The sequence below is a fragment of the Pseudomonas sp. sp1636 genome (assembly GCF_030376615.1).
GTDB lineage: Bacteria > Pseudomonadota > Gammaproteobacteria > Pseudomonadales > Pseudomonadaceae > Aquipseudomonas.
Map to the genome: position 1 here is coordinate 20,051 of NZ_JARRAB010000026.1, position 22,186 is coordinate 42,236.

Below are 22,186 nucleotides of genomic sequence, written 5' to 3' on the forward strand. Positions count from 1 at the left end.
TGTTTCCAATATGGTTACCTTGTTGTCGAGGCCGGTGGCAGTAAAGACTATAAAGCGTAAGTCCGTAGATTTTTTCTAAAGTCCGCTCAAGGGGGTAAATTAAGATTAAAAGCCTTGTGTAAATGTTGGATTTTAAAGTGTTTGATATCAAAATTTTGAGGGCGGTTGATGATTCCTGTATTAGCAAATTTTGTGTTTTTCATTGCTACTCTTTTCTTTAAAGAGCTCAGTTTTATTTCATTGGTATTTTTTTTTACTTTTGTCGTAATTTTATGTCGAGAGTACTGGCGAATGCGTGCAAGCAATAGTTTTAACAATTCTTATGCAAGTCTTATTTATATTGTTTCAGCTGCTCCATTTTTGTATATGATTTTTACCCTGTTTTTTGAGATTTTCGCGCCGGATTTGTACGCGGAGTTCACGTTGTTCATGTCAGGTCTTTCTAGCGTAATTGGGTATGTTGTGCCCGGCATGGGAAAGACAATTGATGGGCTGAATGAGTTGGGTGCAATTGCGCGAGCTGTCGATGTAAGTCACAAATACTCAGTTGTGTGCATGCTTGGGTTTATTGGTGCTTCATTATGCATTGTGCATGGTGTTTCCGTTAGTAAGAGGGAGCTTAATTGGGTAGATAGTCAACCAGTCGAGGCATTTTCTCCTGACTTGAAGTACGTGATGTATTTTGGTTGTTTCGCGATGGTCGTGTGCGTATTTGTGCTTTCTAGTATAGATGCCTCTGAGATATGTGCGCGGGGTAAGTGCTGGACGGCTAGGTATTCTGACTTCCCCGTATTTTATTTGTTACCGCAGTTAATAATTCTTGTTGGTTTGTTCGTTGGGGCAACAATAAGGCGCGCTGTTAATTGGAAGTACAAACAAGGAAAAGTGGATGTCTGAGTATAAGGTTTACTTGCTGCCGCCTGAGCCTACGCAAGAGCAAATTGAGGCGGAGAGCCTTGTAGGTGCGACGGTTGACGCTACTGTGGCTTTTGTAGAGGGATTTAATGGGTTTCTGTTAGATAAAGTTGATCATAATGGTCAGCTAAAAATGTCAGAAGTTAGAGATTATATAAAACTTAATAGTGCCGGATTTGCGGCATATCTTGGTGATTTGAAGGGGGCGGCAAATGTTCTAGCCCCGATGAAGGTAGCTTCTCTAGGTGTCAACGGTTACAAGCTGATGAATGCTGCTCAGGACGGAAGTCCAGCTGCATTGCGGGAGTTCGGCAAAATTGCGACTGGCACGGTCGTATCTACTGTTGCTGCCGGAATAGCTGTTGGGATTGTTGCCGGCCTAGGGGCCCCTGTTTTAGTCGTTGCCGCCGCCGCTGGCCTTGCGGGAGCGGGCTTTGGCTACCTATCAGATGAAGGCTATGATCTTTTATTCGATGCACTATCCTCTGAAGATGAAGTGGTTTTCGAAAAAGATTTCCGTATTGTAGGGCCGGATGGTGAACTGAGTTACTCGACGCCAGAGGGACAGGTTAGTTATTACCAGCGGCAAGATGGTTCATTCTTTGTAGTGGATGGAATTAAGCATGAGGCCCGCATTGAAAATCGGGTTACTGCATATGTTGAAGCGTATATAAAAGAGGTTTTAGACAAGCCTTGGATCAGCTACTTAGTAGAAAATGGACGTCGATTTGCAATTGTTCAAGATCCTGGGCGTGACATTACTATACGGAACAATTTAGACCATATTGAGGCCGAGTCTTTTGTTGTTTCTAAGGTTGATCTCTTCTCTGGCGATATGATCAACCTGAAGGGGGGCATTTATGAAGTTAGCTCCGGGGATACGCTTTACGATATTGCTCGGTCTAATGGTGTGTCGGTGAAGAGCCTGGTGCTGAGCAATACTTGGCTTGTTGATCTGGGTCGGGTTCACTTTCGTAACGACCGGCTATTGCTGAAAGAGGGTGTGTCATTAACAGCTGATACTCGTGATGCCCATACGTTGATCGGCGATGGTAACGACAACTATCTAGCTGACTTCAATGGTGGCAGCGACCATATCGATGGTGGTGCCGGCGATGATGTGATGGAAGGCGGTGCTGGTGACGACACTTATGTGGTAGACACCCAGAATGATGAAGTCATCGAAAAGGCGGGTGAAGGTAAGGATCTGGTTAAAGCCAGTATTGACTACACTCTTGCTGATGAGATTGAAAACCTAGAACTTACTGGGTCTGATAATATAGCGGGCACAGGTAACGATTTAGATAACGAAATAAAAGGTAATGCCGGGAATAACAATCTGCGAGGCGGTGGTGGAACTGACACTATTTATGGCGGAGCCGGTGATGATGAAATTATTGGCGGCGATGGGCTAGGCTATTTATATGGGGATGCTGGCAAAGATACCTTGCTTGGCGGTGAGCAATCCGACGCAATGTGGGGTGGGGCGGGTGATGACACACTGATAGGAGCCTCTGGTAATGATGTGTTACGAGGCGATCAAGGGGCCGACAAGCTATATGGTGGTTTTGGCCGCGATTTTTACTTTGCTGATGCTGAAGATTCTATTTTAGATGGCGATGGTAAGGGTGGTGTTTACCTAAATAACAAGCTTCTTTCCGGTGGTAAACGTAAAGAAGATGACCCCGAGAACGAATATAAAGGTGGCGGAAATACCTACCTATTGAATGGCACGACTCTAGTCATTAACGGGGGGCTGACCATTAATGACTTTTCCAGTGGAAATCTCGGTATCAACCTAGAAACCGAGCCGGAGGAAGAAGAGGAAGAAGAGACACCGGAAACCAATCAAGCAGAAACCCAAAGATCCCCCATTATTCTTGACCTCGATGGCGACGGTATCGAAACCCTGGCATTGGGTTCCAATTACTTTGATCACGATGGCGATGGTTTGAGTGAGCGCTCAGGTTGGGTGAGTCCAGACGATGGCTTGCTAGTACATGATCGCAATGGCGATGGCCTGGTCAGTGATGGCAGCGAGCTATTCGGTAACAGTACCGTCCTGCATAACGGACAAAAGGCTGCCAACGGTTTTCAGGCGCTGGCTGAGTACGATGACAATGGTAATGGGCAAGTCGATGCGCAAGATGCCTCGTTCTCTAGCCTCAAGGTTTGGCGCGACCTCAACGGAAATGGTGTCAGTGACCAAGGTGAGTTGCAGGGGTTGGCAGATGCGGGCGTACGTTCTATTGCGACGGCTTACACCAACTCTGCTCGTGTCGACGCGAACGGTCATGCACATAAACAGCAAGGGACTATCGTCTTGGCAGACGGCACTGCCTCGACTGCCGCTGATGTGTGGTTCAAAGTCGATGGTGCGCGGCGGGTAAACAGCGGCACCATAGAGCTCACGCCAGACGTAGTGTTTATGCCTAACGCCAAAGGTTTTGGCCAGGTGCATGATCTACAACAGGCTATGGTGTTGGATGCAGGGCTAAAAGCGCTGGTTCAGCAGTTCATGGACACAACCGATGCAGCTGTGCGCAGCAATGTACTCGATGATTTGATTTATCGGTGGGCCGGGGCCGCGGATATCGATCCCTATAGTCGTGACCCCAAAAAGGTCTATGGACATGTGATGGATGCCCGCCAGTTGGTGACGTTGGAGAAGCTTGTCGGCAGACCATACGAGGGCACTTGGTGCTGGGGGGAGCGCGATCCCAATCCGCACGGTCGCGCCGCGCCGATTCTTATCGCCGAATACCTAGAATTCAAGCGTTTTACCGAGGCGCAGATTCTGGCGCAAACCACCTATGCCGATGAGTTGGACATTATCCGCTCACATTTCGGTTCGGATGCCCGAAGCATCGTGGTCGATTGGAATCAGTTGGAAAGCAAGCTCACTGCGCTTAATACTGCGGGGGAGCAGGATAGGTTGTCCGGTATCATCGCTGTGCTCAATGATCTGGGCGCGTACTCGCCGAGCTATCGTGCGGAAAAGGGGGCAGCATTCCAGGCGATTGTGGCTTCAAACGCGGATTTAGCACCCTTTTTCGACTTTTCCAGCCGAATCGGAACGGTGCTCAATGATCAGCTCCATGGTGTTGACAGCGGTACCATTTTCTATGGTTTGGGTGGCGCTGATCGGCTCTATGGCCAGCTAGGCGGTGACTCTTACCACTTCACCAGAGGACACGGCGCTGACACCATTCTCGATCAGGGTGGCTTTGACCAGGTGATATTCGGCGAGGGGATTGCTGTTGCTGACCTAGCTTTCGCGCGCGACCTCACCACAGTGTGGATCAAGGTCAAGAATATCGATGGCAGCGATGCCGGATCGATTCGGATCGATAACTTCTTCGATTTCGATGGCACAGTGACCTATGGGGCCATCGAAAAGATTAAGTTCGCCGATGGCAGCTCGCTCGATCAGCAGCAGATACTCAGCGCGCTTACGGCATCCTCGATCACCGTTGGCGACGACTTGATCATTGGTACTCCGGCTGGTGACAGTATTGATGGTTTGGCCGGCAACGATAAGATCATCGGCTTGAAAGGTAATGATCAACTAAAAGGCAATGCGGGCAACGACGAGTTGCTGGGCGATGACGGCGATGATCGTCTCGATGGCGGGACGGGCAACGACACCTTGGTTGGCGGTCGCGGCAGCGACACCTACCTATTCAGTGCCGGTCATGGCAACGATGTGATCAACAACTACGCGGAGACAACCGGTAAGGTCGACCGTATCCAGTTCGATGCAAGCATTGATAAGAGTGCGGTCAGCCTCAAGCGTAACGGTGATGATCTACTGATTCGCACCTCGCCCAGCGACAGCATTCGCGTCGTAGCTTATTTCCAGGGCGAGGCGGCGGGAGGGCATGCGATCGAGGAAATCAGTTTCCACGATGGCTCCGTTTGGAACATCGCGATGGTCAAGCATGCGGTGACCGTCGCCACTTCCGGCGATGATGTGCTCCAAGGCTATGCCGGTGACGATCAGCTTGCCGGTTTGGGGGGCAACGATACCTTGAACGGCAATGCCGGTAACGACCAACTGTCTGGTGGTGAAGGCAACGATGTGCTCAATGGTGGTCTTGGTAATGACCAACTGTTTGGCGATGCCGGCGATGACGTGCTGCGCGGTGGCGAAGGCGATGATCATCTAGAGGGTGGCGCCGGTATTGATCAGCTGTATGGCGGCATTGGCGACGATACCCTGCTCGGTGGTGAAGGTAATGACAACCTGATAGGGGAATCCGGGCGCGATACGTTGCGTGGCGGTGACGGCAATGACAGCCTATCCGGCGGAGTCGGCGACGACTTCCTGACTGGTGGCAAGGGTGATGATCAGCTCGATGGCGGCACTGGCACCAACAGTTATCTGTTCGCCAAAGGTGATGGCCGCGATGTTATTCGCGATTCTTACGAGGGTGTCGTCACCATCTATGTGGCGGATCTGTCGCTGGAGAAACTGGTGTTTCGACGTGACGGCAGCAGCCTGCAGATCACCTTCCTCGACAGCCCCGAAGATCGGCTGACGCTTAGTGCGTTTTTCCGTCTAGAGCTGCCCTTGTCGGGGCTGCGGTTGGGCCATGGCAACGGCGTACAAGTCATCACGCCCGAGCAATTGCAGTTGCTGACGTTGGACGGTACCGAACTCAATGACCTGATCTGGGCCTATTCCAGTGATGATGTAATCAAGGCGCTTGGTGGCGATGACATCGTGTTCGCTGGTGCGGGTAATGATCATATCGAAGGTGGCTTCGGCAATGATCAGCTCAATGGCGAAGCCGGCGACGATATTCTCGATGGCGGAGCAGGTGCTGACCAACTGCGTGGCGGTGCCGGCAATGACACCTACACCGTAACCGTCGGCTGGGGGCAAGATCATATTTACGATGCCTCCGGCGTCGATGTGTTGGCGTTCCGAGATGTTCAGGCCAGTGACCTATTACTGCGGCGCGCCGGCAGCGACCTGCTTATCAAACACCGCGTGACCGGTGACCAGTTGATCATCAGTGGCCAATACCAAGATGTGCTGGGCAGTGCTGGTATTTCGCCTATCGAGCGCTTCGAGTTCGACGGCGGGCAGGTATGGGACTTCGCTGCTATCCAGCGAATGGCCATGGCGGGTACTGACGAAGCCGATGAGATCTACGGTTTTGTCGACGACGATGTAATTGATGCCGGTGCGGGCGATGATCACCTGCAAAGCAGCGCAGGCAATGACAGCCTCACAGGGGGAAGTGGCAATGACCGCTTAGAAGGTGGCGCGGGCGACGATACCTATCTGTTTGGCAGTGGCTCGGGTTTAGACGAGGTTGTCGATAGTTCAGGCAGCGATACTCTGCGCTTTATCGATGCCAACCCAGCCGATGTGGTGTTGCGTCGCGACAGCTTTGATCTGCACATCCGCCGCATTGCGACGGGTGACGAGATTCGTATCAAGGATCAGTTCTCCTATCAGGCGGGCGCACACGGCAAGACACCAATTGAGGCAATACTCTTCGCCGATGGTACGTCTTGGGATATTGATCAGATCAAGCAAATGGCCTTGGCTGGTACCGATTCTGCCGATGAAATTTTCGGCCACCCCGATGATGACCTTATTCATGCGGGTGCGGGTGACGACATCGTTCATGGTCAGGAAGGCAGCGATGAGATCCACGCTGGCGAGGGCAATGACACCCTCAACGGAGGCGATGGCGACGATACGCTGCACGGTGATGCCGGCGATGACCTGCTCAACGGTGAATGGGGTGATGACCATCTTCACGGTGGGGAAGGTAACGACACTCTAAACGGGGGCGGGGGCAACGATCATCTCTATGGTGATGCCGGTGATGACCAGCTTTACGGCGATGGTGTGCTCGATGGCGGCTCCGGGAATGACTACCTGGAGGGCAGTGGCCTGCTGATGGGAGGCGAGGGTAACGACACCCTGAAAGGCCAGGGTTTCGACACTCTGCAAGGCGGTGCTGGCGATGACCTGATCGAGGCATACAGCAATGCCTGGAATCAGGGCACTAATACCATCGAGGGTGGTACTGGTAACGACACCATCTACGGTTCGTTCGGTGAAGACACATACATCTTCAACTTGGGCGATGGCAATGACCTGCTGATCGAGCGTCGAGCCAATGAGGCCTACAGCAACGTTGAGCCGACCTCAGATACTTTGAGCTTTGGTGAAGGCATCGCTGCAGGCGATCTGAGCTTCCACCGTCGTGGTCTGGACATGGTTATCGAGCACGCCAACGGCACTGACTCGATCACGGTGCAGAACTGGTTCAAGGAGCCCAACGATCACTTCAAACTGGAGCACTTCGTGTTCGCCGATGGCAGTGAGCTGAGCCAGGCGGAAGTTGAAGGGCAAGTGACCTGGCACGGCACAAGCGGTGTGGACAGCTTTATCGGTTACCGCGATCTCAACGACACCATCCGCCTTGGCGCGGGCGACGATAAGGCCTGGGGCCGCGCCGGTGATGACGTGATCCACGGCGAGGGTGGTAACGATTATCTGGACGGTGAGGTAGGTGACGACACTGTCTATGGTGGTGCTGGAAACGACCAGTTGATGGGCGGTGTTGGCAATGACCAGCTATTCGGTGGCACTGGCGACGACAAGTACGTCTACAAGTTGGGCGATGGCACCGATACCATCGACAACACTGGTGGCGGCAATGATGGCGTGTTCTTTAGCGGTGGTATCGATGAAGAGCGTCTGACCTTCACTCGCGATGGTGATGACCTGCTGATCCTGGTGGACGGCGATGCAGAGCAATCTGTACGCGTACTGGGCCACTTCCTGGGTGGCGACAAGGCCGTCAGCTATGTTCAGCCCGATGGCGGTTTCCTTATCAACGCCACACGTATCGCCCAGATCGTTGCAGCTGGCAACGTGCCTGGCGGCTTCGATACCCTCGTAGAAGGTACTGCTGCTGGTGAGCAACTGGCCGGCGGCCAAGAGCGTGATCTAGTGCGTGGTCTTGCGGGTAACGACACTCTGTTTGGTATGGGCGGCAACGACCAGATTGAAGGTGGTGACGGCAATGATTACCTGTCCGGCGGCAACGGCTCGCAGAGCGGTTCGGGTGATGACATCCTGATCGGCGGCATGGGTAACGACGTGCTTGATGGTGAGGATGGCGATGACCAACTAACCGGCGGCGCAGGTGATGACAAGTACTACTACCGTGCCAACGGTGGTGTCGATGTGATCGATAACACCGGTGGTGGTTTCGACGGTGCTTTCTTCATTGGTATCGCGCGCACTCGCTTGAGCTTCCATCGTGAGGGCAATGATCTGCTGATTCTGGTGGATGGAGATCTTGAGCAGCAGGTAAAAGTAACCGATCACTTCCTGGGCGGTGATTTCGCCATTGATTATGTTCAGCCTGATGGTGGTAGCTACATCACCACTGCACAAATTGCCGGTCTGTTGACCGCGCTGCCTGATGGCGGCACTGGTGAGCCGGGCGATGGTGGCAATCCCGGTGATGGTGGAGAGCCGGGTGACGGCGGTACTAACCCTGGTGGTGGTGACCAGCCTCCCGTTGCAGGTGTTGGCGGCGATGATGTTCTCACCGGAATCGCAGCCAATGATGTGCTGATTGGTGGCTCTGGTAAGGACACCCTTAATGGCGCCGCAGGTAATGATCGGTTGCTGGGTGGCGTTGGTGATGACACCTATGTCTACACAGCCGGCCAGGATGTGCTTGAAGAACTGGGCGGCATCGACACTCTGCGCTTCGCCAATGGCATTACCTTTAACCAGGTGGCTTCTGGCTTGGGCAAGTCGGGTAACGACCTCGTCCTCAAGGTGAATGGCAGTACGGCCAACCAAGTGACCCTGAAAGACTTCTTCCTGGGTGGCGACAACCTGGTTGAAACCATCAGCTTCGAAACGGGCGGGCAGTTGACTGCATCGCAGATCTTTGGGGCATTTGGACTGCCTGTACCAACAGCACCTGCTGCAGCTTTCGACAATGTTGTACAGGGCACCAGTGGAAACGATGTTGCACTGAACGGCACTGCTCAGCGTGACTTGCTGCAAGGCTTCAACGGCAATGACCAGCTTTCTGGTGCAGCGGGTAATGATCGCCTTGAGGGCGGCAACGGCAATGACACACTCAACGGTGGTGCCGGTAACGACACCCTAGTTGGTGGCCGTGGCGATGACACCTATGTGTTCGCTGCAGGTGGCGGTCAGGATGTCATTGATAACATTGGTGGCGGTTTCGACACGCTGCGCTTTGACGGCATCGCCTTCAATCAAGTCTCCAGTGGCTTGATGAAGAGCGGAAACGATCTGGTGCTCAAAGTTAGTGGTGGCAGCGATCAGGTCACCCTGAAGAACTGGTTCTTGGGCGGTGACCATGTCGTTGATGTGATCAGCTTTGCCTCCGGTGGCCAACTGACAGCTTCCCAGTTGTTTGGTGCGTTCGGCCTTACAAATCCGGACGTCGCAGGTTCGCCGAACTACCAGGGTGTGCCAGATGAGCGTTCCTTTGGAACCATTCTGGCGGGTCAGGCCGGCGATCAGAACATCATTGGTTCGTCCGATGCTGACCTGATTGACGGTGGCGCGGGTAACGACAAGCTGCGTGGCGGCAAGGGTAATGACTACCTGCTTGGTGGCGACGGTAGTGATACCTACTACTTCGCCGCAGGTGATGGTCAGGACACGATCAACAACCTGTCCAATACTCCGGCTGACAACGATATCCTGAGCATCGAAGGTATCACCCGTGACAACCTCTGGTTGTTGCGCCAAGGCGACAGCCTGGTGATTGATGTTCGAGGCTCGGAAGACCGCGTGACCGTGCAAGATTGGTATGCAAACTCGGCCCAGCGTCTGGATGCAATTCAGGCGGGTGGTTCGACCTTGTATGCCAATCAGGTCGATAACCTTGTCAGCGCCATGGCGGCCTTTGGCGCGCCAGCTGGTGGGGAAATCAACCTGAGTCAGGCGCAGCGTGATCAGCTCAATGCGGTCATCGCAGCAAACTGGCAGTAGGTTAAAGCGAGAACAAACAGCCCGCCTTGATGGCGGGCTGTTTGTTTGTGGGACTTATAAATCTTGCTGTGAAAAGCAGCCTGTCGGACTTGACCGTTCGTAGCGAGGAAAAGTCCGGCTTGAGGCGGTTTTTCGGTTTTTTGAGGACAATAGCCAGCTATTTGACGAGAAAAAGTGGAAAATTTTACCAAATTCGATTTTTCCGTAGTAGAGCAGCGTCAAATCCGACAGGCTGCCAGCGGCAGCATCCACAGCGTGATCAATGAAACGCCGCCAGCCTGTCGTTCCATGTCTACGGCCGTCACCTGAACCATACCGCCCGCCGCCAGTTCGACCCGGAACGCAACCTCGAGCTGCCGTTCATCATCGACCCTCGTTGAGGCTGGCCGGGGTCGCCGAGCCAGGGACGCTGCTTTTGCGCTGGAGCTGGCTGCTGAGTCGGGTCAGAATATCCCGCTACGCGTGCCACAAGTCTGTCAGCCGGTGCGCCTCGCCACGCTGTCGACACAAGGTTGCGCATGACTCAATCGCCGAAAGACCCGCTGCATGGCGTCACCCTGGCAGCCATTCTCAACGACCTGGTGGCGAAACTGGCCTGGGATGGCCTGGCCCAGCGCATCGATATCCGCTGTTTCAAGAGCGATCCGAGCATCAAGTCCAGCCTGACCTTCCTGCGCAAAACCCCCTGGGCGCGGGAGAAGGTCGAGGCGCTGTATATCCGGCTGCAGAAGAAGGGCTGACCAGCGCGTCCCGGATTGCGCCTGGGCTATTCGGGCGCCGAGAACCACCCTGGGGTCTCGACTGGCGCCGTGGTCTCCACGCCTGATGCCTACTGCCTACTGCCTACTGCCTACTTCCAACTGGCCTGCACCGGCGCCAGTGGCGGCCGGCACTGGGTCGCGGTGCCCGGCTCCAGGTAGGGCGCGAGGATCGGTGCCATGCCTTTGAGCACCTGCACCGGCAGCGCCGAGGTGAAGGTGAATTTCTCCGCGGCGCGGCCGGGGACGAAGGCGGTGAGGGTGCCGTAATGGCGCGAGCCGATGAAGAACACGAAGGTGGCGGTGCGGTTCATCGCCCGTGAACTGAGCACGCGGCCGCCGCGGCCAACGGTTTCGACCCGGTTGTCGCCGGTGCCGGTCTTGCCGCCGAGGGTCAGCAGGCGCCCATCGGGTAGGCTGAAGCTGCCTTGCAGGCGCCGTGCGGTGCCGCCTTCGACCACTTGCGAGAGCGCGCCGTGCAAGGCCGCGGCGACTTCCGACGGCATCACTCGCTTGGCACCCAGGGCATTGTGCGTGACCTGGGTTTCATAGGGTGTAGCGGCGGCGAAGTGCAGGCTGTCGATGCGCAGGGTCGGTTGGCGGATGCCGTCGTTCTGGATGATGCCCATCAGTTCGGCCAGCGCCGCCGGGCGGTCGCCGGAACTGCCGATGGCGGTGGCCAGCGACGGCACCAGGTACTCGAAGGGGTAGCCGTGTTTCTGCCAGCGGCGGTGGATGTCGAGGAAGGCTTCGACCTCCAGCATGATGCGCAGGCGGCTGTCGCGGGCACTCTTGTGGCGGCTGCGGAACAGCCAGCCGTAGACTTCCTGGCGCTGGTCGCGGCTGGCGAGCACGGCGTCGCTGAAGCTGGCCTCGGGTTTTTCCAGCAGGTAGCCGAGCAGCCATAGCTCCAGCGGGTGGACGCGGGCGATATAGCCCTGATCGGGCAGGCTGTAGGCGCCAGGGCCGTAGTTCAGATACAGCTCGCGGATGCGTTTGTCGCTGAGTTTCTCGTTGGGCACGTGGGCGCGCAGGAAGGCGGCGAAGGTCGTTTCGTCGACTTCCGGCATCAGGTAACGGTGTACGGCGGCGAGGCGTACCGAGGTGTGGCGCAGGCCGCCGAGGAAGGTCTCGAGGCGTTGCTGCGCGGGCTGGCCCTGGTATTTGCGCCAGAAGCGCAGGAGGAAGGTCTTGCCTTCGCGGTCGGCGAAGCGGTTGAGGTAGGCCTGGCGCCGCGGGTCTTTGTCGTCTTTGAGCAATTCGGCGCTGTTGCCGGGCGCCTGGTAGGTGCTGTAGCGCACCAGATCGCGCATCAGGCGGATGAATGGCAGGTTGATCGACTCGCGCAGGGCCTCGCGCAGGGTCGGGTTACGGCCGTTGTCTTCGCGGCGGAAGTTGGCGAAGCTGTGCAGGCCGCCGCCGGTGAAGAAGCGCTCGCCCGGGCTGGCCGAGTACTTGCGCTCCAGCGCGGCCTCGAGCATGGCCGGCAAGGTGGCGGCGGGGTCGCGGCGCAGGTAATCGAGCGCCCAGCGGGTGATAAAGTCCAGTTCCGCGACCTCGACTGTGCGCAGTTCCTCCGTGCTCTGCCCGGCATAGCGCTGGTGCAACTCGGCGATGATTTCCAGGTAGGTGGCCAGCACGCGCAGCTTGGCGGTGGAGCCGAGCTCCAGTTTGCTGCCTTCGTTGATGTCGAAGGGTTGGTCGGTATTGTCGGTCTGCACCCGCACCCGGCTGCCATTGGCCGTGCGTTCGAACAGGGTGAAGCTGTAGCGCACCTCGTCGGTCTTCTCGGCCGACAGCAAGCGTTCGCCGAACAGGCCTATCCGCTCGGCAAAGGCGGGCTCGGCGAGCTGCTCCAGGTAGTGGCTGACCGCTTGTTGCAGCTCGTTGTTGAGGGTGGTGCTGGCGCTCAGATCCAGCCGGTCGAGGTCATACAGCGGCATGTTGAGCAAGCCGGAGAGGCGCGTGCGGGCCACGCTGAGGCCTTTGTTGCCGTCCACCGTTTGCAGGTTCGGTTCCAGCACCCAGTCGCGGTAGCGCAACTGCTGGGCCAGGGCTGCATCGCGTAACGCCGGATCGATCAGGCCGCCGCCCGCCAGCAGGCGGATATGGCTGTCGACCAATTCGCTCATCGCCTGTCGACCCTGGGCCAGGTAATAAGAGGGTCGCCGCTGGGCGATCATCATCGCCAGTACCTGGCGCAGGGCCAGACCGCGTTCGGCATTGCTCGCCTCGGGCGAGCGTTCGGGGTCGAGCAGGCGGTTGACCTTGGCGAAGTCGGCGCCGAACCAGATGCGCAAGCCATCGGCCAGGCCATGCACCTCGCCATGCCCGAGCGCGGCGGAGAGCGGCACGCTGTTGAGGTAGTCGCGCACGATGTTTTCTCGCGCCGCCTGGGTTTGCGGGCCACCTTGATAGGCGCGCACGCTGGCGGAAACCATCTGCCGCAGTTTTTCCTTGGCCGACTGGGTCAGGCCGTCCGGGGAGTGGCGGTATTTTTCCAACTGCGTGGCCAGGGTGCTGCCGCCGGCGGATTGATCCTGCACATCCAACACCTTGCCGAGCTGCGACCAGGCGGCCTTGGCGAAGCGCGGCCAGTCCACCGCCGGGTTGGCCTGGGCCGGCTCGGGGTCGAGCAGATGGCGGTTCTCGATGAACAGCAGGCTGGCGACCACCAGCGGCGGGATAGCGCTGAAGCTCGGGTAGTGCTGTTGCGGGTAGCGGAACTGGTAGAAGGGCGTGCCGCGGCAGTCGCTGATGCTCAGGCCGGTCTGGATTTTTTCCGGGTAGGGGGCAAAGAAGCCGCGCTGCGTGTAGTCGAGCAATGCCGGGGAGAATTGGGCTTGCTGGGCAATCTGGAAGTTGCGCTGCTGCAGGCGTTCCAGCATCAGCGGCAGGTAGCTGTAACCCAGGCGTTTGTCGAAGGGGCCGTCCTGCGGGTAGACGATTGCCGGGCTGGGGCCGGGTTGCACGTGGTAGCTCAGGCTATTGCTGTAGCGGCTGAGGTAGTAGGCCTGGAAGTGCGCGGTGCGCAGCTCGAAAATGAACAGCAGCGCCGCCAGCCCTCCCAGTAGCAGCATCAGCCAGAAGGCGCTGCGCAGCTTGCCGGTGCGCTTGACCGGCTGCAGGTAGAACGCCGGCTGCTTGCTCGCCGGTAGCGCCTTCTCTGGCGCGTCGGAGTTCCATAATACGCCCATAGTCGTTCGGTCTGACCTCGAGTCACCCTTCACCACAGCTTAGTCGCTGCCTGATGAATGAGACGCTAGGGGTATTCGCCAAGGCGCATAAATTTCAACAATCCCCGCATATCCCGGCGACTTGCGCCGCCGAGCCCGTGATCGATCGCTAGAACGCCGCGGGGCTGGCTCAAATCGCTGGGACGAGTGCCGGCTGTGGGTTCAGCCGCGTAGGCGCCTGAGCGCCTGTGAAGGGGTTGAAACCGCTCCTGCAGACGGCAGTCGGGCTCAACCCATAACTCGGGCATCGTCTTTTAGCAGGCCGTTGAAAAACTACCTGCGTTGCCGATGCGTCGCCTACATTTTTCAACGGCCTGCTAGTGGCTGTTCTGGCGGACATTGCCCGGCAGCGGTGCGAGCAAGTGTTCCGGCAGGTCGAACAGGTCGTCGTCGTAGGTTTCCAGTGGCGGCGGGCGGCGCTCGAAACGCGAACCCAGTACCAACAGGCAGGGCGTCAGCAGCAGGGTCAGCAGGGTGGCGAAGCTCAGGCCGCCGGCGATGGCGCTGGACAGTTGGGTCCACCACTGGGTCGAGGGTGCGCCCACGCCCAGGCTCGGGCTCAGCAGGTCGACGTTGATGCTGAGCACCATGGGCACCAGGCCGAGTACCGTGGTCACCGCGGTCAGCAGTACCGGGCGCAGGCGCAGGCTGCCGGTTTCCAGGGCCGCCTCACGCGGCTCCAGGCCCTGGCGGCGCAGCTGGTTGTAGGTGTCGATGAGGATGATGTTGTTGTTGACCACGATGCCGGCCAGGGCGATCAGGCCCATGCCGACCATGACGATGCCGAACGACTGGCCGTTGACCAGCAGGCCCATGAGCACCCCGGCGGTGGACAGCACAATCGCGGAGAGCACCAGCAGGGTCTGGTAGAGGCTGTTGAACTGGGTCACCAGAATCAGCGCCATGAGGAAGATCGCCACGCCGAAGGCGGTGGCCAGGAAGACCGCGGCCTCGCGCTGGTCGGCATCTTCGCCGGCGAACTTCAGTTGGATGTCCGCCGGCAGCTCGCCCATGGCTTCGCGCAAGGCTTGCAGGCGTTCGTCGAGACGCGCGCCCTCGGCCAGATCCGCCTGCAGGGTGATGGTGCGGCTGCCGTCGACCCGGCGCAGGGTGCCGACCTTGGGCGCGGGTTCGAGTGTGACGAAGTTGCCCAGCGGCACCTGGCCGCTGGCGGTATTCAGGGTCAGGCGGCCCAGTTGGTCGAGCGAGCGCCAGTCGGCGGGTAGGCGCACGCGGATGTCGACCTCGTCGCTGGCGTCTTCCGGTCGGTAGGTCGCCAGTTTCAGGCCATTGCTGACCATCTGCACGGCGTTGCCGACGCTCAGCACGTCGGCGCCGAAGCGCGCGGCCGCCTCGCGGTCGACCTTGACCCGCCACTCGATGCCGGGCAGGGCACGGTCGTCTTCGATGTCCTGGAAACCGCCGAGGCTGAGCATGCGGGCGCGCAGCTGTTCGACAAACCGATCGGCCTCGGCCGGATCCAGGGCGCCGATCTGCAGCTTGACCGGTTTGCCGCCGCTGGGGCCTTGCTCCTGCTCGCGGAACTCGAGGACTACCCCGGGAATGTCGGCGCTGCGCTCGCGCATGTCGGCGAGAATCTGCCGGGCCGGGCGGCGCTGATGCCAGTCGACGAACTGGAACTGCAGGGTGCCGATCACGTCGACCCCGAGCTGGCCGTCCGGCTGGGCCAGGGAGCGGGCGTACAGCGCCTTGACTTCGGACATGCCGAGCAGACGCCGTTCCACCTGCTGCAGCAGGGCGTCCTTTTCCTGCACCGACAGGTCGCCACGGGCGCGCAGCCAGATCTGCGCATTTTCCGGCTCGACCTCGGGGAAGAACTCCACGCCGTGGTTGAAGCGGCCGTAGCCGGCGTAGATCAGGGCGATCAGCGCGAGCATGCCGAGCAGGGTCAGGCCCGGCCGGCGCAGCAGTTTGCCGAGCAGTTTGCGGTAGGCCTGGGTGCCGCGGCTGGGCGTGCTCGGCAGCGGCTGCGGGCGACCGCCGGTCACCGCGCCCAGCACCGGCAGGAACACCAGGGCCATGGCCAGGGAGGCGAGCAGGCAGACGATCACCGTGGCCGGCAGGTATTTCATGAATTGGCCGACCACTCCGGGCCAGAACAGCAGCGGCAGGAATACCACCAGGGTGGTGGCGGTGGAGGCGATCACCGGCCAGGCCATCCGCGTCGCCGCATTGGCCCAGGCCTGGCGCGGGTTCTGGCCCTGGTGCAGGTTGCGGTCGGCCAGCTCGGAGACCACGATGGCGCCGTCCACCAGCATGCCGGCGACCAGGATCAGGCTGAACAGCACCACTATGTTGAGGGTGAAGCCGAGCGTCCAGATCAGCAGGATGCCGGTCAGGAAGGCGCCGGGAATGGTCAGGCCGACCAGCAGCGCCGAGCGCAGGCCCATGCTCGCCACCACCAGGATCAGCACCAGGACGATGGCGGTCAGCACGTTGTTGAGCAGGTCGCCGAGCAGGCTCTCGACTTCCTGTGACTGATCCATGATGTAGCTGACCTGCAGGCCTTCCGGCAACAACGGCTGGGCCTGGGCCATCAGTGCCTTGACCTGCTCGATGGTGGCGATGATGTTGGCGCCGCTGCGCTTGGCCACTTCCAGGACGATGGCCGGCTGCCCGTTGATCCGGGCGAAGCCGCTCGGATCCTTGAAGGTGCGGTGGATGGTCGCGACATCGCCGAAGGTCACCACGCTGTCGCCGACCACCTTGATCGGCATCGACAGCACGTCGTCCAGGTTCTCGATGACCCCGGGCACCTTCAGGCTCATGCGCCCGGCGCCGGTGTCCAGGCTGCCGGCGGCGACCAGGCGGTTGTTGCGGCTGACCAGGCTGAACAGCTGGTTGTAGTCGATGCCGTAGCTGTCGAGCACCTGCGGGTCGACGACGATTTCCAGCAGGTCTTCGCGGTCGCCGCCGATTGCCACCGACAGCACCTCGGCGATGCCTTCGATGTTCTCCTGCAACTGGCGGGCGACATACACCAGTTGCGCTTCGGCGAGGGGCCCGGACAGGCCGATCGACAGCACCGGGAACAGCGCCACGTTGACCTCGTTGACCGTCGGTTCATCGGCTTCCTCCGGCAGCTTGCTGCGCGCGCTGTCGACCTTCTCGCGCACGTCGATGAGGGCCGCCTTGGCGTCGAAGCCGGCATCGAACTCGAGGGTCACCGAGGCATGCCCCTCGCTGGCCATGGAACGCATTTCCTTGACCGCTTCGAGGCTGCGCAGCTCCTGCTCCAGCGGGCGTACCAGCAGGCGTTCGGCGTCTTCCGGACTGATCCCTTCGAGGCTGACCGAGACGTAGATGATCGGGATGCTGACGTCCGGGTTGGCTTCCTTGGGGATGGCCACATAGGCGGCCAGGCCGCCGATGATCAGGAAGGCCAGCAACAGCAGGCTGGTGCGGCTGCGATCCAGCGCCGCGGCGATCAGGGTGTGCATGTCAACTCCCCCCTTCGGCCAGGTGCGCGAGTACCTGTTGGCCCGGTTCGACGAAGCCCTGCCCCAGGGTGATCAGCGCGACCCGTGGCGGCAGGCCGCTGACCCAGGCGCCCTGGTTGTCGACGCTGATCAGTTGTACCGCGGTGAACTCGACCTGTTGCTGCGCGTTGACCCATTTCACCCCGTGACGGCCGGCTTGATCGAGGCTGAGCAGGGCGGGCGACAGGCGGTGGGCCATGGCCGCGCCGGTCTGGATGTGCAGGGTGGCGCTGGCCCCGGCCAGACGCAGCAGCTCGGGATTGTCGACCCGTACCTCGATGCGGAAACTGCGCGAGCCGGGGTCGGCGGCGGCGGCGATAAAGTGCAGCTCACCCGTCAGTTCGCGGCCGTCGAGCAGTTGCACGCGCACCGGCTGGCCGAGGGTCAACTGGATCACTTCCTGCTGGGCGATCTGCGCGCTGACCTTGAGCTGGCGGATGTCGACCAGGGTCAGCAGGCTCTGTCCGGGCTGGACGAAGTCGCCCAGTTCGACCTGACGCGCGTCGTAGACCCCGGCGAAGGGGGCCTCGATGCGGGTGTTGCGCAGGTGCAGGCGGGCGGTTGCCAGTTCGGCGCGGGCCTTGGCCAGCTCGCTGTCCAGGCGCAGCAGTTCGTTGGCGGAAAACAGGTTGCGCTCGCGCAGGCGTTTGGCCGAGCTGACGTCGGTCTCGCGCTGGCGCACCTCGGCTTCGCTACGCGCCACCTGGGCAGGGCGGTCGTCCGGCGACAGGCTGAGGAGTAACTGGCCCTGTGCGACCGGCTGGCCCTTGTCCCGATCCAGGCGCGTCACGCTGGCACTGATCTGCGCGCGCAGCTCGACCCGGCGCCAGGCTTCGATCTGCCCCTGAACCACATGCTGGCGTTGCATCGGCTGGGCTTGCAGCCACTGGATCTCGACTTGCGCCAGACCCGGCGCGGCGACAGGTTGATCGGCCCTGGCGGTTTCCTGGGCCTTGAACAGCGAGCCGCTGAGCAGCCACAGCGCCAGCAAGACGCTGATGGCCACGGCGATCAACCAGGGACGTTTGGACAGCTGACTGAACATGGGCGGTTACTCGCGGCTGGCAGAGGGGGCGCAAAGGTTGGCGGCCTGGCCACGCAGGCCGGCGATGATGAAGTCGGTGACGCGGTCGAAGTAGTCGCTCAGGGCGATGGGCTCGGCCCAGTGCTCGAAGCCGCCGGAGGCGATACGCGCCATCACCCCGTTGACGCAGGCCTCCACGCCCCACAGCAGGTACTGGCAGTCGGCGGGGCCGAGGGCCGGTTCGCCGAGGGTGCTCTGCAGCAACTGGCCGAAGAAGGCGACGTAGTCACGCTCCAGTTGCTGAAACTGCTCGCGGTAGGGCGCCTCCAGGCGCTGCTGAAAGGCCGGGCGGTCGCAGTGCTGGCACAGCTGCGCCAGAATCGGGTCGGCGAGCATCTGCTCGAAGGCGCGGCGGATCACCTGGCGCATCGCCTGTTGCGGCGGCTGGGCGGCATGCAGGGCGCGCAGTTCGTCGAGATTGGCCCGGCTCATGTCCAGCGTCAGGCGGGCAAACAGCGCCTCCTTGCTGGGAAAGTGCTTGTACACCGTGCCCTTGCCGATGCCGGCCTGGGTCGCCACCTCGGCGATGGTCACCCGATCCCAGGGCTGTTGGCGAAACAGCAGGCGCGCGGCGTCGAGGAGGGCGCTTTCGCGTTGCAGGAAGAGTTGGTCTTGAAGGCGCATGGGCAGGAGCATGTCTGGCTGTGACTGATGGTCATGCTATGACTGCCGGTCACGGCGAGCAAGTGGACAGTTGTAACAGTGCTTGGCGACGGCTGGGTTTATCTGCGAGGTCTGCCAGCACCCGTAGCCCGGATGCAATCCGGGAACAAGCTGTGCGGCGATGCAATTCCCCGGATTGCATCCGGACTACGGGTGTCGGGTGCGCCGTTACTTGGGTTGCGCCACCACGCGCAGGTAGGGCTTGAGGGTCTTGAAGCCCTGCGGGTATTTCTGTCTGGCCACTTCGTCGGACACCGAGGTGGGAATGATCACGTCCTCGCCCGGTTTCCAGTTCACCGGCGTGGCCACGGTGTGCTTGGCGTTGAGTTGCAGCGAATCGAGCAGGCGCAGCACCTCGTCGAAATTGCGCCCGGCACTCATCGGGTAGACCAGCATGGCCTTGACCTTCTTGTCCGGGCCGATGATGAACACCGAGCGCACCGTGGCATTGTCCACCGCGGTGCGCGGGCCGCCGCTGGCGTTGGGGTGGATCATGTCGTAGAGCTTGGCCACCTTGAGGTCGTGGTCGCCGATCATCGGGTAGTTGACCGCATGGCCCTGGGTTTCCTCGATGTCGCCGACCCAGGCCCGGTGGTCGCTGACCGGGTCGACGCTGAGGCCGACGATCTTGGTGTTGCGTTTGTCGAATTCGGGTTTGAGTTTGGCCATGTAGCCCAGTTCGGTGGTGCACACCGGGGTGAAGTCCTTGGGATGGGAGAACAGGATGGCCCAGCTGTCGCCGATCCAGCGGTGGAAGTAGATAGGGCCTTCGGTGGTTTCGGCGCTGAAGTCGGGGGCTTCGTCGCCAATGCGGATGGTCATGATCAGCTCCTCTTGCGGTTGTGCGGCCGACTTGCCAACACGGCGGCTCGTCGGTCCCGGGTTGCTGGAGAAAAAAGTATAGGCCCGCTGCAATCGTCGACCCGATTCTGTGGACGTAAGGTCGCGAGCGGCGGCCCTTGGGCTGGTGCGGCGCAACCTCATGCCGGTCAATGCAGGCCAACAGAGCGTGGCCAATTGACCGTTATCAATTGTCCGCGAGCCGGCGCGAGACTAGACTGCCCGCCATGAACGCTTTCCGTCGTCTCTGTCTGGTGTTGCTCCTGGCCCTGGTTCTGCCCTTGCAGAGCCTGGCGGCTTCGCTGCTGGCCGGCGAGTCCTGCCCGATGAGCCAGAAGGCCGCACCGCTGATGGACGGCTGTGACGAGGCGACGACGCCCGCCGCCGGCCAGTTGTGCCCGGATATGGCTAAATGTCCCAGCGTCAGCCTGCCGTTGGACAGCAGCCAGCGACTGAGGCTCGCGCTGCTGCCGGTCTCGTCGCATCCCCCGCGACACAGCCAGGCGGTACTGCCGTCGCAGCCGCTGACCGCGCCCTGGCGCCCCCCCCGCGGCTGATTCCTGCTCCGTTGTGAACCCCAGCGTGCGGCCCGGCTGCTCGCTGGCCATTGCGTGCCCCGGCATGGGGCGCGGGATATCGACAGGAATCACGTGCATGTCCAACTGTTTTTCCCTCTCCGGACACCTGGCGGCCGGGGTGCTGGCGGCTGTCTTGTTCAGCCAGCCGGCTGCGGCGCTGACCCTCGACGAGGCCTTGCGCCAGGCCGAACGTGAGGCGCCTTCGCTGACGGCGCAAGCGGCACAAGTCGAGGCGGCGCGCAGCTCGGCGATACCCGCCGGCGCGTTACCCGACCCCAAGTTGTTGTTGGGGGCACAGAATCTGCCGATCGAGGGCGACAACCGTGGTCGTTTCGACCGCGAACCCATGACCATGCAGATGGTCGGGATCATGCAGGAAGTGCCCAACCGCGCCAAACGGCGGGCCCGGGTGGACGTGGCCCAGGCCGGAATCGAGCGTGCCACGCTGGCGCAACGGGTCGAACTGCTCAAGGTACGCCGGGAAACCGCGCTGGCCTGGATCGCGGCCCGCGCCGTCGAGGAGAAGCTGGCGCTGTTCCAGACCCTCTATGCCGAAAACGAACTGCTGGTCAAAGCCGTGCGCGCCCGCCTCGCCGGCGGCCGCGGCCAGGCGGCCGACAGCGTCGGGCCGCGCCAGGAAGCGGCGCTGCTGGCCGAGCAGGAAGACCAGTTGCTGCAAAGCCGTACCCAGCAGCGCGCCGCCCTGCGGCGCTGGATCGGCCCGCGCGGCGATGAACCTTTGGCGGGTCGCCTGCCGAACTGGCCGGTGGATGCCCAACATTATCGGCACAACCTGCAACGCCATCCTGAGCTGGCGTTATTCGGGCCCATGACCGACGAGGCGCAAGCCGAGGTGCGCCAGGCCGTGGCGGACAAACAACCCGACTGGAGCTGGGAACTGGCTTACCAGAACCGTGACGCCGCCTTCGGCGACATGCTGAGCGTGCAGTTCAGCGTCGATCTGCCGCTGTTCCCGGGTTCCCGACAGAATCCGCGCATCGCCGCAAAACAGGCCCAACTGAGTCAACTGGAGGCCGAACGCTACGCCGCCGAACGCGCGCATGCCCAGCAGTTGGCCGATGACCTGGCCGAGTACCAGCGCCTGGATCGCGCGCTGCGCCGCAGTCAGGATCTTCTGCTGCCGCTGGCCGAGGAGAAGGTCAAGCTGAGCCTGGCCGACTATCGTGCCGGTGCCAGCGAACTGGCCGGTGTGATCGCCGCCCGGCGTGAGCTGATCGAGGCGCGTCTGAAACATATCGACTTCGAGCAACGGCGCGCGCTGGCTAGCGCCCGCCTGTATTTCGCTTATGCAGGGGTTAACCAATGAGTGCGGCAATCGCAAAAGGTGCGCTGCTGGCCACCCTGGTGCTGGGTATAGGCGCGGCCGGCGGCTACTGGTTCGCCCAGCAGTCGATAAGCGCCGGGCCTGAGGCCGTTCGGAGCCAAAAGCAGGCCAGTACGACCGACGAGCGCAAGGTGCTGTATTGGTACGACCCCATGATGCCGCAGCAGAAGTTCGACCAGCCGGGCAAGTCGCCGTTTATGGACATGCAGCTGGTGCCGCGTTATGCCGACGAGGGTGGCGACAGT

11 protein-coding genes are annotated in these 22,186 nt (G+C 60.3%); 6 read left to right on the forward strand and 5 right to left on the reverse strand.

Annotated features, from left to right (window positions below; genetic code table 11):
* The first annotated feature begins 168 nt into the window (after positions 1-168).
* The 3 genes from P8H27_RS19620 to P8H27_RS19630 all read left to right on the forward strand — a co-directional run bounded on the left by P8H27_RS19620 (position 169) and on the right by P8H27_RS19630 (position 10,677).
* Positions 169-897: a hypothetical protein gene (locus P8H27_RS19620; protein WP_289639411.1), complete on the forward strand. Its 729-nt coding sequence runs from the start codon at positions 169-171 to the stop codon at positions 895-897.
* A complete protein-coding gene (locus tag P8H27_RS19625) occupies positions 890-9,937 on the forward strand; it encodes a calcium-binding protein (RefSeq protein ID WP_289639412.1) in 9,048 nt (3,015 codons plus the stop codon). The genes P8H27_RS19620 and P8H27_RS19625 overlap by 8 nt, the downstream gene beginning before the upstream one ends.
* 518 nt (positions 9,938-10,455) lie before the next feature.
* Positions 10,456-10,677, forward strand: a complete 222-nt coding sequence (locus P8H27_RS19630; RefSeq protein ID WP_289639413.1) for a VF530 family protein — start codon at positions 10,456-10,458, stop codon at positions 10,675-10,677.
* Positions 10,678-10,787: 110 nt separating this feature from the next.
* Here the strand turns inward: P8H27_RS19630 and P8H27_RS19635 are convergent, their stop codons facing one another.
* The 5 genes from P8H27_RS19635 to P8H27_RS19655 all read right to left on the reverse strand — a co-directional run bounded on the left by P8H27_RS19635 (position 10,788) and on the right by P8H27_RS19655 (position 20,000).
* Complete coding sequence (locus P8H27_RS19635) at positions 10,788-13,892, reverse strand: transglycosylase domain-containing protein (protein ID WP_289639414.1); 3,105 nt, start codon at positions 13,890-13,892, stop codon at positions 10,788-10,790.
* Positions 13,893-14,248: 356 nt separating this feature from the next.
* The gene (locus P8H27_RS19640) at positions 14,249-17,392 is read right to left on the reverse strand and encodes an efflux RND transporter permease subunit (RefSeq protein ID WP_289639415.1); all 3,144 of its coding nucleotides are present in this window, start codon (positions 17,390-17,392) and stop codon (positions 14,249-14,251) included.
* Between the two features lies 1 nt (position 17,393).
* Positions 17,394-18,476: an efflux RND transporter periplasmic adaptor subunit gene (locus P8H27_RS19645; RefSeq protein ID WP_289639416.1), complete on the reverse strand. Its 1,083-nt coding sequence runs from the start codon at positions 18,474-18,476 to the stop codon at positions 17,394-17,396.
* A 6-nt stretch (positions 18,477-18,482) separates the two neighbouring features.
* Positions 18,483-19,139, reverse strand: a complete 657-nt coding sequence (locus tag P8H27_RS19650; RefSeq protein ID WP_289639417.1) for a TetR/AcrR family transcriptional regulator — start codon at positions 19,137-19,139, stop codon at positions 18,483-18,485.
* A 207-nt stretch (positions 19,140-19,346) separates the two neighbouring features.
* Positions 19,347-20,000: a peroxiredoxin gene (locus P8H27_RS19655; RefSeq protein ID WP_289639418.1), complete on the reverse strand. Its 654-nt coding sequence runs from the start codon at positions 19,998-20,000 to the stop codon at positions 19,347-19,349.
* A 245-nt stretch (positions 20,001-20,245) separates the two neighbouring features.
* On the opposite strand from P8H27_RS19655, the gene P8H27_RS19660 reads away from it, so the two are divergent.
* The 3 genes from P8H27_RS19660 to P8H27_RS19670 all read left to right on the forward strand — a co-directional run.
* The gene (locus tag P8H27_RS19660; protein WP_289639419.1) at positions 20,246-20,575 is read left to right on the forward strand and encodes a hypothetical protein; all 330 of its coding nucleotides are present in this window, start codon (positions 20,246-20,248) and stop codon (positions 20,573-20,575) included.
* Between the two features lie 97 nt (positions 20,576-20,672).
* Entirely contained in the window at positions 20,673-21,923 is a 1,251-nt protein-coding gene (locus tag P8H27_RS19665) for a TolC family protein (protein ID WP_289639420.1), read from the forward strand.
* Positions 21,920-22,186: heavy metal-binding domain-containing protein (locus tag P8H27_RS19670; RefSeq protein WP_289639421.1), on the forward strand; the 267-nt coding region annotated here is incomplete at its 3' end. The genes P8H27_RS19665 and P8H27_RS19670, both read left to right, overlap by 4 nt.

Bases quoted from the DNA above. Each gene is read 5' to 3' on its own strand.
- P8H27_RS19620 (WP_289639411.1), top strand. From the start codon at position 169: ATGATTCCTGTATTAGCAAATTTTGTGTTTTTCATTGCTACTCTTTTC.
- P8H27_RS19625 (WP_289639412.1), top strand. From the start codon at position 890: ATGTCTGAGTATAAGGTTTACTTGCTGCCGCCTGAGCCTACGCAAGAG.
- P8H27_RS19630 (WP_289639413.1), top strand. From the start codon at position 10,456: ATGACTCAATCGCCGAAAGACCCGCTGCATGGCGTCACCCTGGCAGCC.
- P8H27_RS19635 (WP_289639414.1), bottom strand. From the start codon at position 13,892: ATGGGCGTATTATGGAACTCCGACGCGCCAGAGAAGGCGCTACCGGCG.
- P8H27_RS19640 (WP_289639415.1), bottom strand. From the start codon at position 17,392: ATGCACACCCTGATCGCCGCGGCGCTGGATCGCAGCCGCACCAGCCTG.
- P8H27_RS19645 (WP_289639416.1), bottom strand. From the start codon at position 18,476: ATGTTCAGTCAGCTGTCCAAACGTCCCTGGTTGATCGCCGTGGCCATC.
- P8H27_RS19650 (WP_289639417.1), bottom strand. From the start codon at position 19,139: ATGCGCCTTCAAGACCAACTCTTCCTGCAACGCGAAAGCGCCCTCCTC.
- P8H27_RS19655 (WP_289639418.1), bottom strand. From the start codon at position 20,000: ATGACCATCCGCATTGGCGACGAAGCCCCCGACTTCAGCGCCGAAACC.
- P8H27_RS19660 (WP_289639419.1), top strand. From the start codon at position 20,246: ATGAACGCTTTCCGTCGTCTCTGTCTGGTGTTGCTCCTGGCCCTGGTT.
- P8H27_RS19665 (WP_289639420.1), top strand. From the start codon at position 20,673: ATGTCCAACTGTTTTTCCCTCTCCGGACACCTGGCGGCCGGGGTGCTG.